Genomic DNA, 15,207 nt, shown 5'->3' on the forward strand with positions numbered 1-15,207 from the left:
CGGCGGGACTCAGGGGAGGCGGAAGACGGCGCTGTGGTCAAGGTCACCGTCACCGCGGTCGGACAGCTGTCGGTAGAGCTGCTCGGTGACCTCGGTGACCGGCAGGCTGACCCCCAGGTCCTGGGCGGCCGCGAGCCCGAAGCCCAGGTCCTTGAGTTGGTTGTCCACGCTTCCGCCACCGGAGTAGTCGCCGCTGAGCCAGTGCCGGCGCTTCTGTCGCAACGCCTCGGACCCGGCGAGGCCACCGTCCAGGACATCGAGGACGTCCGCGAGGTCGAGGCCGCCGGCCTGGGCAAGCCGCAGCGCCTCGGACAGCCCGGACAAGGTCGCGCCGACGATGATCTGGTTGCAGGACTTGGCCAGTTCTCCCGAGCCGACCGGGCCCAGGTGCCGCACGGTCTTCCCCATGACGGACAACACGGCCTCGACGGTCGCGAAGTCGTCGTCGGCGGCCCCGACCATGATGCTCAGCCGACGTTCCTGCGCCCCGAGCGGACCCCCGCTCACTGGGGCGTCGACGAGCCGGATTCCCTGCTCGGCGAGCTCACCGGCCCATTCCCGCACCTCCACCGGGCTGACCGTGCTGGTCACCACCAGCACCGGCTCCGGCGCGTCCGCCGGCCGGCCGGCCCAACCGCTGAGCAGGCCGTCCGGCCGATGCACGACGTCCCGGATCTGCGGCAGATCGTGCAGCATGGCGATCACGATGTCGGCGGCGGCGTCGGCGGGACAGTGGGCTACTCGCACGGTCGGTATGTCGTGGGCCAGGTCGTGCGCCTTGCCGGCCGTGCGGTTCCACACGGTGAGGTCGAAACCCGCGTCGGCGAGGGACCCGGCCATCGGCATCCCCATCGGCCCCAGCCCGACGAACCCGACGCTGGGCTCCGCGGCGCCTGCAACGGTCATCCGTTCCGTCCTTCGTTCGGTGCCGTTGCGGTCCCCGGCACCCCGCGGGCGTCGACATACACCCCGTGCAGGTCGTCGATCTTGCGGACCGCCCGCACGACGCCGACGGCCAGGCACCACAGGCCGATGATCCCGCAGCACGCGGCGAGCACGAGCACGGTGCTCGAGGCCGTGCCGGCACCGCCGTCCTGCAGCACCATCCCGCCGCTGTAGAGCCACAGCAGATAGGCCATGATCAACAGGATCAGCCCGTTGCGGACAGGTTGTGCGGCAGAGGGGGCGTGCGGGCTCCGGGGCGCCTCGGCAGGGGTCATGGCGGGAACAGTAGTCGCAGTGCCGTAGACTGGTGGGTAGCAGCCCGTTCCGTCTTGCCACGGGCTGCCTGGCGATGCGATCCCCGGTCCGACCGGATGTCATGAGTCGCGCGGCCGTTCCCACAGCAGTGGACGGGCCAACGCGCCGGGCGGGACACATCACCAGCAATACGGAGAAACTCCTTGTCTCAGGACACCTTCGCGCGCCTTGGCGTGCCCGCCCCGCTGTGCGCCGTACTCGACGCCCGCGGGATCACCATCCCCACCCCGATCCAGGCGGCGACGTTGCCGGACTCCCTCGCCGGACGCGATGTGCTCGGCCGCGGCCGCACCGGCTCGGGCAAGTCCTACGCCTTCCTGCTGCCGATCGTGACCAGGTTGGCCGCCTCCGGCAACCCGCGCCGTCCCAAGCGGCCGCGCGCCTTGATCCTGGCCCCGACCCGGGAGCTCGTGGGTCAGCTCGAGACCGCGCTCGCCCCCCTGGCGAAGGCCAGCGGCCTCACCTCGATGACCGTCTTCGGCGGCGTCAACCAGAACCCGCAGGTCCGCGCGCTCGCCGCTGGCGTCGACGTGATGGTCGCCTGCCCGGGCCGGCTCGAGGACCTGATCGGCCAGGGCCACGCCAGCCTCGACTCGGTCGAGATCACCGTGCTCGACGAGGCGGACCACATGGCCGACCTGGGCTTCCTGCCGGGCGTGAAGCGCCTGTTGGACCGCACCCCCTCGAGCGGGCAGCGGATGCTCTTCTCGGCCACCCTGGACTCCGGGGTCAACGTGCTGGTCAAGCGCTACCTGAGCAAGCCCGTCACGCACGAGGCCGACTCGCCGCAGTCGCCGGTGGCCACCATGTCCCACCACGTCCTGCACGTCACGGCCGACGCGCACCTGCCGGTCCTGCTCGATCTCACCGCGGCCCCGGGCCGGTCGGTGGTGTTCACCCGTACCAAGCACCGCGCCAAGAAGCTGGCCCGCCAGCTCAACGCCAACGGCGTGCCGGCCGTCGAGCTGCACGGGAACCTGAGCCAGAACGCGCGCACCCGGACAATGGACGCCTTCCACAGCGGCGCCGCGCAGACCCTGGTCGCGACCGACATCGCGGCCCGGGGGATCCACGTCGACGACGTCGGGCTGGTCATCCACGCCGACCCGCCGGTCGAGCACAAGGCGTACCTGCACCGCTCGGGCCGGACCGCCCGCGCCGGCAACTCCGGCACCGTGGTCACCCTGATGACCGACGAGCAGGTCCGCGACGTGCGCGACCTGACCCGCAAGGCGGGCATCAAGGCCACCACGACCCGGGTGGACCGGTCCCACCCGCTGCTGGCCGAGCTCGCCCCCGGGGAGCGTGAGTTCAGCGGTGCGTATGTCGCGCCGGTGCCCGCGGGCAGTAACGGCAACGGCACCGGCAGCGGTGCTGGCGGCGGTGCCGGGAACGGTCAGCGCGGCGGGAAGCCCCGCGGCGGGCAGAACCGGAACGGGCAGCGTCGCCAGGGCCAGGGCGGCCAGGGTGGTCGCGATGGCAATGCCCGCGGGCAGGGCGGTCGCAGCCAGGGCTCCCGTGGCCAGGGTGGTCGCGATGGGAACGCGCGCGGCCAGGGTGCTCGTGGCCAGGGCGGCGCGGGTGGTGCCCGGTCCGGTGGCTCCCGCTCGTCGGGTTCGCGCCGCGGTTCGGGTGGGTCCGCTCCGGTCTACTCCACCAGTTCGGGTGGTGCGGCGAACTTCTCGCGCAACACCCGCGCGGGTCGCTGACCGCCGCGCCACGCGCGTCGTCGAACGTCTCACGAGGCTTCCGGGACAACTTCCATTCGTCTCGGGGTTGCTCTTAGGTCTGGACCGAGTCACCAGCGGGCTATAACCTCCCCAGCAGGTCGTTGCCCCGATGGGTGGCTGCCTGGAGTCCCCGTGTTGCCCGGTCCCGGGCAAAAACAAAGGAGTTTCTCGTGACATCCACCAACCGACGGCTCCGACGCGGCGGTATCGCCGCAGCGGCTGCCGTAACGCTGGTCGCCAGCGGATCGGGCATGGCCTTCTCGACCTCTGATGGTTCGACGGTCCCTGCCGGTTCGCTCGGCGCCCTCGTCTCTGCCGTGGCGGCCGGGTTGCCCGCCGACGTCACCCCGGCCAGCGAGACCGCCGACCGGATCGGCGGCAAGAACCGCTACGAGACCGCGGCCAACGTCGCAGCGGCCTTCGACGGCAGCACCACCCACGTGAACATCGCCACCGGTCAGAACTATGCAGACGCCCTGACCGCCGGCATCTACGAGAACCCCGACGTGGCCGCCCAGGACCTCGCGGCCTCGCCCACGCTCCTCACCCGCAAGGACGCGCTGCCGCCCGAGACGATCGCCGCGCTGGAGGCCGCCGCACCCGACACGATCCGGATCATCGGTGGCACGGAGGCCGTGTCGTCCGACGTCGAGACCGAGCTGGAGCAGTACGGCGAGGTCGAGCGGATCTCCGGTGCGGACCGCTACGAGACCGCGGCCCTGCTCGCCGCCGGCTACCCGACCGGGCTGCCGACGGTCTACCTCGCGACCGGACAGAACTTCCCGGACGCCCTGACCGGCGCCGCGCTCGCGGACAGCCAGGGTGCCCCGGTGCTGCTGACCCGCGCGGGCGAGCTTCCCGAGTCCACCGCGGACGCGCTCGAGGCCCTGGCGCCCGAGTCGGTCGTGGTCTTCGGCGGCAGCGCCGCGGTGAGCGACGACGTGCTCGCCGCGGTCACCGAGATCGTCCCGGACACCTCGCGGATGTCCGGCGCGGACCGTTACGGCACGGCCGCGGCGATCGCGGCCCAGTTCCCCAAGGACGTGGACACGGCATACCTGGCCACCAGCCTTGACTTCCCGGACGCGCTGACCGGTGCCCACCTGGCCGGCTCCCAGTCCGTCCCGGTCCTGCTGAGCCGCCCCGAGGCGCTGAACCCGACCACCGTCGAGGCGCTGACCGGGCTGTCCCCGCAGGGAGTCACCCTGCTGGGCGGCACGGCTGCCCTGAGCGATGCCGTGGAGACCTCGATCAACGCGGCGCTGCCCGCCTGGTTCGACTCGCTGCACGTGCAGCTGCTGTCGTTCAACGACTTCCACGGTCACCTCGAGGCCGAGGACGCCACGCTGAGCGAGGTCCAGGACCCCGAGCAGAACATCGTCGGCGGGGTGGAGTACCTGTCCACCACGCTGGCCAACCTCCGGACCGGCTACCAGGACGGGCACAGCCTGACGGTCGCCGCGGGTGACCTGATCGGTGGCTCGACCTTCCTGTCCGGCATGTTCCACGACGAGCCCACGGTCGAGGCGCTCAGCGCGGTCGGCCTGGACATCAGCAGCGTCGGCAACCACGAGTTCGACGAGGGCACCGACGAGCTGATCCGGATGCAGGAGGGTGGCTGCCACCCGGTGGACGGCTGCTACTTCGACGGCCAGGAGTACCCGGGCGCCGAGTTCAACTGGCTGACGGCCAATGTGGTCGACAAGGAGACCGGGGAGCCGCTGCTGGCCGCCACGGAGGTCCGTGAGGTCGATGGCGTCAAGGTCGGCTTCATCGGGATGACCCTGGAGGCCACCCCGACCCTGGTCAGCCCCGGTGGCGTCTCCACGGTCAACTTCCTGGACGAGGTCGAGACCGCCAACGCCGAGGCCGCCCAGCTGCAGGACGAGGGCGTGGAGGCGATCGTCGTGCTGCTGCACGAGGGCGGCTACCAGGCCGGCACCTACCAGGACTGCGAGGGCCCGTCCGGCCCGATCGTGGAGATCGCCGAGAACTTCGACCCGGCCATCGACATGGTCATCACCGGGCACACCCACCAGCCCTACATCTGCAACATCCCCGACCCGGACGGCAACACCCGGATGGTGACCAGCGCCGCGCAGTACGGCTACGTCGTCACCGGCACTGACCTGGTCGTCAGCCGGGACACCGGCGACGTCGTCCGTGAGGCCGTGGACTCGCAGAACCACCTGGTCCTCCAGGAGGAGGCCGACGCGGCCATCACCGCGCTGCTCGCTCCCTGGCAGGACCTGTCCGAGCAGGTCGCGGGCCAGGTCGTGGGCACCATCACCGAGGACATCACCGGCGACGCCAGTGGTGACCGTGGCATCGAGACCCCGATGGCCAACCTGGTCGCGGACTCCATCCTCTGGGGCACCAGCGCCCCCGAGGACGGCGGCGCGCAGATCTCGTTCATGAACGTCGGCGGTGTCCGCGCGAGCTTCATCTACGACCAGGTGAGCAACGGCGAGCAGCCGGGTGAGATCACCTACGAGGAGAGCTACAACGTCGCGCCGTTCGGCAACCTGCTGGTGTCGATCGACATGACCGGCGACCAGATCGAGCGCGTGCTCGAGCAGCAGTTCGTCCCGGACCGCGGGCGCCAGTACCTGGCTCTCGGCGTCTCGGAGGGCTTCACCTACACCTGGGACGACAGCCAGCCGGAGGGCGAGAAGGTCAGCAACATGCAGCTCAACGGTGTCCCGCTGGAGGCGGATGAGACCTACCGGGTCTCGACGCTGAACTTCCTCCAGGAGGGCGGTGATGACTTCACCGTCTTCACCGAGGGCACCAACCTGGTCGGTGGTCCGGAGGACCTGCAGAACCTGGTCGACTACCTGGGTGCCAACCCGGGTCTGTCCGCGCCGGGCGACCGGGTCGACGGTCTGTGACCGGCTGACTCCGCACGACGACGGGGGCCGCATCCGGGGATCTTCCCCGGGTGCGGCCCCGCCGCATGTCCGGGGTGGCTGCCAGACTCCAGGTATGTCACGGACCATCGCCACCACAACCACCGTCGACCTGCAGGGGCTGCTGGACTTCGTCCGGCCGCGGCACCAGATGCTGCTGATCACCACCCGGGCCGACGGCCGTCCCCAGGCCTCCCCGGTGAGCGGGGGTGTCGACGCGGAGGGCCGGCTGGTCATCGCGACCTATCCGGAGCGGGCCAAGACGGCGAATGCCCGCCGCAACCCGCAGGTCAGCGTGGTGGTGCTGTCGGACGACTTCGGCCAGGCCTGGGTGCAGGTCGACGGCAGCTGCGAGGTGCTCGATCTTCCGGCGGCGCTCGAGCCGCTGGTCGAGTACTTCAGGTCGATCTCCGGGGAGCACCCCGACTGGGAGGAGTACCGGCAGGCGATGCGGGACCAGGGCAAGTCGCTGCTCCGGGTCACCCCCACGTCGTGGGGGCCGATCGCCACCGGGGGGTTCCCCGCCCGCCTCGCCGACGACTGACGCGGGGCGGCAGCCGGGTCACCGGATGCCGCCCCGCGTGGGCGCTGCGCGGAGCCGCGCTGGATCAGTCGGTGTAGTCCAGCGCCGCCAGGGCCTGGAGCACCGACTCCTCGATCGCGGTCGTGCCACCCACGACGCTGATTACCGGGGGCTCGAGCCGCTCCAGCTCCGTGGCGGTGACCGGGGGCAGGTCCGTCGGGCGGGTCAACAGCACCGGCACGTCGGCGCTCGCGGCGACCGCCGCGGCACTGAGCGCATCCGGCCAGTTGCGGCCGGTGGCCACGAAGGCCCGGTCGCTGGTGTCCGCGTCCTGCGAGAGCTTGACCGCTGTCTCGTAGCGGTCCTTGCCGAAGAGACGCTCCACGTCCGTGCCGGTAACGGCCTCGATGTCGGCCAGCACGTCGTTGTCGACGGCCGACGTGCCGCCGAGGAGGACGACGTGGGTCGGGTCGAGCCAGTTCAGCGCCGTCGCGGTCTCGTCCGGCAGCTCGTCCGGCCGCACCAGCAGCACCGGCACGTCCTCGGCGCCGGCCTGGGCGCTCGCGGCGAGGGCGTCGGGGAAGTCGCGACCGGTCGCGACGTAGACGGTGTCCACGTCATCGAACTCGGCCGCCAGGTTGGCTGCGGTGGCATACCGGTTGGCACCCTGGATCCGGTCCACCGACCCGTCGGTGTACTCCTCCAGCTCGGTGGCGACGTCGCCCGAGACGGCCGCCTGGCCACCGACCACGACGATCCGCTCGGGTGCCAGCTCGTCCAGGGCTGCCGCGGTCTCCTCCGGGAGCTGCTCGGGACGGGTGAGCAGGACGGGCCCGCTCTGCGACCCGGCGAGTGCGGCCGAGGTCAGCGCGTCGGGGAAGTCGCTCCCGGTCGCCACGTAGACCACGCCGACCCCGGGGCCGAAGGAGTCGAGGGCCGTCGCGGCGGCGGTCCCGTACCGGTTGGCGCCGCGCAGGCGTTCCACGGTCTCCGGGTGCTCGACCTCCGGCGGCTGCGCGGCCGGGGTGACAGTGATCAGGATCTGGCCCGTGGAGGAGAGCCTGCCGTCGCTGACCGTCACCCGGGAGAAGAAGATCCCGTCCCGCTCGCTCTGGTAGGTGAAGTCCGGTCCGGGGCCGGTCAGTTCACCCTTCACCGGGTCCGTCCAGCTCCAGGAGAGGTCGTCCCCGTCGGGGTCGCTGGCCTCCATGGTGAAGTCGACGGCCTCGCCCTCCTCCACCTGCACCCGGATGTCCTCGACCACGGGCCGGGCGTTCGGGGGCTCTTCGTCGGAGTCGGCATACGCCACGAAGACGCCGCTGCCCCACTCGACCTGGTCGTCACCGGCCGGGTGCAGACCGCCGCTGAAGGACACGTCGCCGTGGTTGTTGATCTTGGGGGCGCCGCCGAAGACCGGGCTGGTGTCGTGCTGGCCCAGCTCGCCGGCGCCGAGGTCGGTCTCCACCGGGGTGCCGTCGCCGGCCACCTTGGTCAGGGTCTGGCCGTCGCTGACGAACACCGCCTGCCCGTCACTGTCGGAGCCGCGGAAGGTGACCTGGCCCTCGTCGTTGATGTCCGGGGAGAAGTAGGCGAGCTCGGTCAGCCCGTCGTCGCCGACGGCGGCCACCTCGGTGACCGTGCTGCCGTCGATCCGCACCACGACGCGGGCACCGTCGTCGGCGCGGGTGGCGATGACGGCCGCCTTCCCGTTGTCGCTGAGGCCGAGCGAGTTGTCGAACTTGGAGTAGGGCGACTCGGGGTCCACCTGGGAGGAGCTGAGCAGGAGGGTGTCCGAGCCGTCGGCCCCGAACGCGCGGATCTGCACCTCGTTGCTGATGTCCTCGACCAGGCCCACCTTCACCGCGATGGTGCCGGCGTCGTTGGCGCGCGGGGTGTAGAGGAAGCCGTAGGGGCTCGAGGAGTCCAGACCGCGGTCCTGGACGTAGAAGGAGCCCTCGCCGTCCCGGAGCGCCGCGAGGGCGCGGCCGGCGCCGAAGCTGGCCTGGAAGCCGATGTTGCCGTCCTCGTCGATGCCGGGCGTGGAGTAGGAGTTCGGGAGTACCGGGGAGGTGCTGACCTGGGACGCCTCGCCCGAGTCGGCGTCGTAGCGGTAGAGCACGTTGTTGACGCCGCCGTCCGCGAGGGTGAAGGCGACGTCGCCGCCGTCGTTGAGCGAGACGTCGTTGTCGATCTGGTTCGTCGCGCCAGCGCGGTAGACGACCGAGCCCTGCCCGTGGGAGCCCATCCAGATGCCGGGGGCCCCGTCGCTCGGGCTGCCCTCCGCGGCGACGTACTGGACCCGGAGGGCCACCTCCGCCTCGTCGTTGATGTCCGGCGTGATGCTGTTCCAGCTGCTCCCGGGCGGGAGGTTCCAGCCCTCGTCGTTGACCAGGAGGTTGCTGCGGACCTGCAGCTCGATGGAGTTGTAGGCATCGGTTGCCTCGTGGTCCGCCGCGGGCTCGGCCTGGGCCAGTGGCACCCAGCCGACGCCGGTCAGCAGCGCCGCTGAGGCGAGAGTGACGAGTGCGCGCCGCGGAGTGCGGGTGCCGCCTCCGGCGCGCTCGTGAGTGACGGTCATTGGGCTTTCCCCTTCGCAGCTGCCGGACCCCTGCTGGTCCGGTCCTACAGGACGCTAGGCAACGTTGTCATCACTGTCAATAGTGACAAAGTCAGGTTTCTGTCATGATGTGCCCATGACGGCTGCCCGAGAGACGGATCTGGCGGACCTCGTCGCGCTCGGTCTGACCCAGTACGAGGCGAAGGGCTACCTCGGCCTCCTGGGCCGGGAGCAGGCCACGCCGACCGAGGTCGCCCGGGTCACCGGCCTGCCCCGGCAGCGCACCTACGACGTGCTCGCCACCCTGGCCGAACGCGGACTGGTCGCTCCCGTGCCGGGCAAGGCCGTCGCCTATCGCGCCATGCCGCCGGAGCAGGTCCTGGACAGGTTGGTCTCGCTCCGCCGGGCGGCCCTGGCGCGCCAACAGGAGCTGGCCGCCGACCTCACCTCACGGCTGGGTGCGCTCTATGCCCACGGCCGTCTGCAGGACGACCCGCTCGACTACGTCGAGGTCTTGCACGACGCCGAGCACGCCGCCCACCGGATCGGGCAGCTCGTGGCCGAGGCCACCAGCGAGGTGGTCGGGATGGTGCGACCGCCGTATGCCGCTCCGCCAGCCGTTGCGGAGGCGCAGGTCAGCGCGGTGCGCCAGCGGGTGCTGTACGAACGCTCGGTGCTGGACAACCCCGCGCTCCGGGACCTGGTGGGCGCCTACGCGAGCCTCGGAGAGGAGGTCCGGATCGCCGCGGAGCTCCCGCTGAAGGTGGCGGTGATCGACGGGGCGACGGTGGCGTTCAGTCTGCCGGACCCCGTGGGCGGACGGGACCGGGAGACGACGCTGATCGTGCACCACCGGATGCTCGCCGCGACGATGCTGCTCGCCTTCGAATCGGTGTGGTCCCAGGCGACGGCGCTGCCCGAAGCGATCGCGGAGAAGAGTTCCGGCTGATCGACCGGCTACGAACGGCCACGGTCCGGGCTCATCGCCCGGGTCGGGGGACCCATCGCCTGGGTCAGGGGACCAACCGACCCAGCAGTGCGGCATACCCCACCCGGACCCCCGTGCTCAGCGTCGGCTCGAGCACAGGGGCGAAGTGGGGCGAGTGGTTGCTCGGCACCGGAGCCAGGCCGTCCACGACGTCGTCGGCCATCCCACCGAAGAACCAGTAGGCGGTCGGGACCCCGATCGAGCCGCCCAGGTGGCCGACGTCCTCACTGCCCATCTGGGCCGGGCTGATCACGATGTGCTCCATGTCGACGGCCCGCACCATGCTGGGGATGACGTCCTCGATGACGTCGGGGTCGTTGTAGGTCAGCGGGAACGTGTAGAGCTCCTCCACGGTGGGTTCCTTCGCCCCCGAGGCCTGTGCCTCGGCCTGGATCACCCGGCGGACGGCGGCGAGCACCCGGCTGCGGACCTTCTCGTCCAGGTGCCGGATGTTGATGGTGAACTCGGCCGAGTCCGGGATCACGTTCTCCTTGGTGCCGGCCTTGATGGTGGCGACCGTGATGACCGAGGCGCTCTGGGCGGCGACCTCGCGGGTGACGATCGACTGGAGCCGGACGATGATGTGCGCGGCGATGAGCACCGGGTCGATGGCCTGCTCCGGCCGTGATCCGTGCCCGCCGCGACCGTGGACGGTCACCCGCCACGCGTCGGCGACGGCCATCGCGGGACCGATGCTGACCTGGAGGGTCCCGGCACGGGCCGGTCCCACGTGTTGGCCGAAGACCACCTCGGGTCGCGGCGCCCGGTCCCAGAGACCGTCCTCGATCATCGCCAGCGCGCCGGCGGCGAGCTCCTCGGCAGGCTGGAAGATGAAGACGACCGTGCCCCGCCAGGCCGTGAGGTCCGTGCTCAGGAGCGTGGCGATCCCGATCGCGCAGGTGATGTGTACGTCGTGACCGCAGGCGTGCATGACCGGGACCTCTGTGCCGTCCGGTGCGGTGGCCACGGTGGTGCTGGCGTAGTCCAGGCCGGTCTGCTCCTTCACCGGCAGGCCGTCCAGGTCGGCACGGAAGGCGACGACCGGACCCTCACCGTTGCTCAACCAGGCGGCGATCCCGGTGCCGGCGACCCTGATCGTGGTGAAGCCAAGGTCCTGCATCTTGCCCTCGACCAGTTCGGAGGTCCGGTGCTCCTGGAAGGACAGCTCCGGGTGCGCGTGCAGGTGGCGGTACAGGTCGTGTAACGCATGCTGCAACTCGGCAGGGATGGTCCCGGTCATCTCAGACGCTTTCGTCGGCTGGTGAGCATGTCATCGGCTGCTCGCCGCTACGGGACATCATGTCGGACAGGACGGTAGCCCGCTAGATCTTTCGAGGACCCGGTTGGGTTGCGGGGTCGTAGCGGCCTTCCGCGGGCGGCGGTCAGAAGGGTGGGGGTATGTCGCCCGTGGGCGTCGTCGTGGCGCCCAGATCCCGCGAGGCTTCGTCTGCCCGGGCCAGGACCTCCTCGGGCGTGGGTTGACCCGGAGGGGCACCATGGCGCTGCTTCCCGCCGCGGGTGCGGTGGCGTAGCTGGATCGGTGCGTCGTGGTGGAGCCAGCCGCGCCCGAACTCGAGGTACTCCGGATCCGGGTAGTCGTCGTCCGCGGCGAGTGCCTCGCCGGAGCCACGGTGGCTGAGCGCGGCATAGACGAGTCGGTCCTGGAGGTCATGGTCGCCGTCCAAGACCTGTCGCCACGAACGGTCCGGGCGTTCGGCGTGAGCGGACTGCTCGGGCGCGCCGGTCCACGGATGGGTGAGTGTGCGGTAGTCGAAACTTCGGGTGCGGTAAACCCGACCGAACAGGGTTGTCCACGTGACGTTGCGATACGCGTCCATGACCGCCTTCCACGCGGCCCATGTCTTGAGCTGGTGGTGGACGCCATGCAGCGGCTCCCCGTTGATCTCGCTGGTCGGCCCACCGGTGACGCCGTCGCCGTACTCCATGACGTGGTCGAACTGGCACCCGCGCGCGGCAACTTTGCAGCCCGGAGCGCGGCAGACCTGGTCGGCGGCGACGATCTGGTCCCGCATCTTCTGGTCGAAGGCATAGCTCTTGATGGAGCGCTCGACGAGCCGCCCGTCCAGCGGGTCGGTGACGAGGCGGTGCAGTTCTCCGCCAGCCTGGATGGCGAGTTCGCGGACCTCTTCGGCGGAGAGGTAGTGGCCGCCCGGGATCAGGCCCACCCCGGTGGACCGGTCGTTCACGAGGACCTCGAGAGGGACGATGACGTCCAGGTTCACCGGTGGCCTGCCGGCCAGCACCGCAGTCAGGGCTTCGTCCGGGGCGGCGATTGATCCTGCGGTGGACACAGCATCGCTGCTGCCCGCACCGACATCATCCGGGGGAGGAGGGTCCGGGTGTCCGGTGGCGGGGGTGATGGACCCGTGGACCAGGAGCGACATCGCAATGTCTGCCCGGAGCTGGGCCAACGTCCTGTGGTCCCCGGCAGCGCGGACCGAACGGGCGATCTGGTCGACGCGGTCCAGCGCGGCCACGATGGAGGAGGCACGTCCGGACACCGTGAACTCCCCGGTCCCGTCGTCCTCGATCTGCGCGCTCGCATCGCGCCGTGCCACCGCTTCCTGACGGTCCTTGCGTGCCTGCTCGGGATCCTCGCCGAGGAGTGCTGCGACCAACCGGGCCAAGGTGTCCTTGGTCTCGCCGAAGGACTCTCGCGCCTGGCCGCCCTCGGCGCTGCGGGATCGTTCATCACGGACCGAGCGCGCCCGATCCGAGTCCGCCCCGAAGGTGCGGCGCGCGATCTCGGCCGCGACCTCCGGCGGCAGGTCACGGCAGGTGGACCACCAGGCACGCACCTGGTTCCACTGCACCTCGCCGGTTGCCAATGCGGCCCACGGCAGACCGGTGGCCTGGCGCGAACCGAGGGCGAAGCCGACCCGGTCGTGGCAGTCCTGGATGCCCCATCCGGTCAGCACCTTCAACTCGTTGGCCAGCACCGACTTGGTCTTGGCCCGCCAGCGTTTGCGGCCCGTGGGCGATAGTTCGTCGGCGCTGGCGACCCGCTCGCGGGCCAGGAACTCCTCGCCCGTCGCGGCTGCCAGGTCGCTGAGTACGCCGGTCAGCAGCGCGTCGCACCAGCGCTGCACGACCACGGTTGCTTCGGCCGCCGCGACCAACTGCTCGTCTGTGGCCCGCGGGGACTCGAGCGCCGATCCTCCCCGGAGCTCTGGCGCTACCACGCCGTCGTCGGCCGGCCGGGCGGTCGTGGCGGGTGAGGCTCCGGCTGCGCCCGCGGCCAGCACCGGGGCCAGGGCGCAGAGTTGCTGCACGACGTGGGCGGGGAAGCCGGCGGCAGTCAACGTCGAGGTCAACACGTCGGAAGAGGCCGAGGTCAACACGTCCGAAGAGATGGCCGGAGCATCTGGCGCTCCGGGCAGACCGGTCCCGCCGACTCCCACGGTCGCGCGCTGTGTCAGGTCCGGGAAGGGTTCTCCCGGCTGACCGTGGAACTCGGGATCGACGGGCAGGTCGTCCCACATCCGCGCCGCTTCGCTGGCTTCCGCAGCGAGGTCCTCCGAGATGGCGTCCCACGGGTCAGGGGCCCAGCCGCCGCACTCGTCCGCCCACTCCTCGAGGGCACGTGCGACATCCACCCGCGAGAGTCCTGACAGGTCGGGCTGGGGTGGCAGCTCCACGAGGAGGCCTCCCGGCATCACCCCGTCGGGCCCCACGGCGCCGAAGCGGACGCCACCGGGCTGCCGCGCCGCAGTGACCTCAGCAGCCCCGGCCTGTCGGCCAGCCACCACATCCACCCCGCTTCCGGACACGACCCGTCACCCCCTCCTCCTGCTGGGACCATCGAGATCAACTTGATGAAACCACCATAGAACACACGTCCGACAGAGTGGCTGACCTGCGACGATGCGGTGATCTGCTGGCAGTGGGGAGGGGTCAGCCACCCATCCCCAGGTAGTTCCGCACCATCGCCACCGCCGTCGCTACCCCGTCCTCGCGCCGCACGATCGCGCCGAGGTCGGCCGCGAGGGTCCGCACGCTCGGGTCGGTGATCATCCGCTCGATCCCGGCCGCGAGCCGCCGCGCATCCAGCTCGTGTCGCTTGATCGGCTCGGGCCCAATCCCGAGCTGGGCGACGCGCCGTCCCCAGTAGGGCTGGTCGACGACGTGCGGGACGACCAGTTGGGGCACCCCGGCCCGGACCGCGGCCGCGGTCGTGCCGGCCCCGCCGTGATGCACGACCGCGCTCATCCGGGGGAAGAGCCACTCGTGCGGGACGTCGCCCACGAGCGCGACGGTGTCCGGGAGGTCACCGGTGGCCAGACCGGTCCACCCCGAGTGGATCAACCCTCGCCGGCCCGTCCGGGCCAACGCCTCGAGCATGATCTCCGTGGTGGCTCGTGGGTCGCGCGACATCATGCTGCCGAAGCCCAGGTAGATCGGCGGCTCACCCGCCTCTAGGAAGTCCACGAGCTCGGCCGGTGGCACCCAACTGTCGTCCGGGGGCAGGAACCAGGCACCGGTCGGCTTCAGCTGCGGGCCCCACGCGGGGTCCGGCGGCACGATGGCAGGGCTGCACGCGAGCATCGCGGGTGTCGCATAGGCGGTCCGCAGGTAGTCGCGGAAGCTCCCCGCCGGCAGACCGAGACGTGCGCGCACGGGGTCGGCGGTCTGCCGGAAGAGGGAGTATGCGCCCGCCGCCATGGCCATCGAGGTGGCCTTGTTGAGGGTGCTGGCCGCCCCCGGGATGACCGAGTAGACCGTCGACGAACCCTTCCGTCCGGGGGTGGTCGGGGACAGCATGCCGACGATGTGCCGCTGCCCGCGGGCCCGCGTCGCGATGGATGCCGCTTCGTATGTCATCGCCCCACTGATCACGAGGTCGGCGTCGCCCGCGGCCAGCACCCCCTCGGAGATGGGCTCGGCGAGCTCGGCGAGCAGCGCGCCGAGCAGCTTGCCTTCCTGCCGCAGACCACGGCTGCCGTCGGCCTGCCAGTCCAGGCCGGTCCCCTCCCCGGAGGCCTGTCGTATGTCGACAGGGAAGGTGCTCGTGCGCAACCCGTGCGCGGCGGCGGTCGGCGCGAGGTCCTGGGGGACGGTGATCCCCACGTCCAGCCCCCCGGCCGCCAGGGCGATCCCGAGGGCCACGAACGGCTGGACGTCTCCCCGGGAGCCCATGGCCAGCACCTGTACGGAGGGCGATCGGCGGTTCATGGGCTCGAGTCTGTCAGGCGCATCGGGGTGCCGCTGTCGGTGCGGGC

10 protein-coding genes are annotated in these 15,207 nt (G+C 71.1%); 4 read left to right on the forward strand and 6 right to left on the reverse strand.

The genetic code is table 11. The features are described 5' to 3' along the window. Nucleotides 1-9: 9 nt before the first annotated feature. Together FB467_RS02755 and FB467_RS02760 are read right to left on the reverse strand one after the other, a co-directional pair. Nucleotides 10-906 carry an NAD(P)-dependent oxidoreductase gene (locus tag FB467_RS02755; protein ID WP_141783736.1) on the reverse strand — a complete coding sequence of 299 codons (897 nt, stop codon included), beginning with the start codon at nucleotides 904-906 and terminating at the stop codon, nucleotides 10-12. After that, nucleotides 903-1,220: a hypothetical protein gene (locus tag FB467_RS02760; protein WP_141783737.1), complete on the reverse strand. Its 318-nt coding sequence runs from the start codon at nucleotides 1,218-1,220 to the stop codon at nucleotides 903-905. The genes FB467_RS02755 and FB467_RS02760 overlap by 4 nt, the downstream gene beginning before the upstream one ends. A 183-nt stretch (nucleotides 1,221-1,403) precedes the next feature. Between FB467_RS02760 and FB467_RS02765 the strand changes: the two genes are divergently transcribed. From FB467_RS02765 to FB467_RS02775, 3 genes are all read left to right on the forward strand, one after another. Then, nucleotides 1,404-2,969 carry a DEAD/DEAH box helicase gene (locus tag FB467_RS02765; protein ID WP_141783738.1) on the forward strand — a complete coding sequence of 522 codons (1,566 nt, stop codon included), beginning with the start codon at nucleotides 1,404-1,406 and terminating at the stop codon, nucleotides 2,967-2,969. Between the two features lie 272 nt (nucleotides 2,970-3,241). Then, nucleotides 3,242-5,881 carry a cell wall-binding repeat-containing protein gene (locus FB467_RS02770; protein ID WP_153390248.1) on the forward strand — a complete coding sequence of 880 codons (2,640 nt, stop codon included), beginning with the start codon at nucleotides 3,242-3,244 and terminating at the stop codon, nucleotides 5,879-5,881. Between the two features lie 94 nt (nucleotides 5,882-5,975). Continuing rightward, entirely contained in the window at nucleotides 5,976-6,443 is a 468-nt protein-coding gene (locus FB467_RS02775) for a PPOX class F420-dependent oxidoreductase (RefSeq protein WP_141783740.1), read from the forward strand. A gap of 64 nt (nucleotides 6,444-6,507) precedes the next feature. On the opposite strand, the gene FB467_RS02780 is transcribed toward FB467_RS02775, so the two are convergent. Then, the gene (locus tag FB467_RS02780; RefSeq protein WP_141783741.1) at nucleotides 6,508-9,000 is read right to left on the reverse strand and encodes a cell wall-binding repeat-containing protein; all 2,493 of its coding nucleotides are present in this window, start codon (nucleotides 8,998-9,000) and stop codon (nucleotides 6,508-6,510) included. 115 nt (nucleotides 9,001-9,115) lie between these two features. On the opposite strand from FB467_RS02780, the gene FB467_RS18880 reads away from it, so the two are divergent. Continuing rightward, entirely contained in the window at nucleotides 9,116-9,928 is an 813-nt protein-coding gene (locus FB467_RS18880) for a TrmB family transcriptional regulator (RefSeq protein ID WP_141783742.1), read from the forward strand. A gap of 64 nt (nucleotides 9,929-9,992) precedes the next feature. Here FB467_RS18880 and FB467_RS02790 read toward each other — a convergent pair whose 3' ends face one another. The 3 genes from FB467_RS02790 to FB467_RS02800 form a co-directional block, all read right to left on the reverse strand. Then, the gene (locus FB467_RS02790) at nucleotides 9,993-11,207 is read right to left on the reverse strand and encodes an amidohydrolase (RefSeq protein WP_141783743.1); all 1,215 of its coding nucleotides are present in this window, start codon (nucleotides 11,205-11,207) and stop codon (nucleotides 9,993-9,995) included. 142 nt (nucleotides 11,208-11,349) lie between these two features. Beyond that, nucleotides 11,350-13,734: an HNH endonuclease signature motif containing protein gene (locus FB467_RS02795; RefSeq protein WP_170230535.1), complete on the reverse strand. Its 2,385-nt coding sequence runs from the start codon at nucleotides 13,732-13,734 to the stop codon at nucleotides 11,350-11,352. A gap of 148 nt (nucleotides 13,735-13,882) precedes the next feature. Continuing rightward, nucleotides 13,883-15,160, reverse strand: coding sequence for a glycosyltransferase (locus FB467_RS02800; protein ID WP_141783745.1), 1,278 nt, complete (start codon nucleotides 15,158-15,160; stop codon nucleotides 13,883-13,885). Nucleotides 15,161-15,207 lie beyond the last annotated feature (47 nt).

This window comes from Ornithinicoccus hortensis, from assembly GCF_006716185.1.
GTDB classification, from domain to species: Bacteria; Actinomycetota; Actinomycetes; order Actinomycetales; family Dermatophilaceae; genus Ornithinicoccus; species Ornithinicoccus hortensis.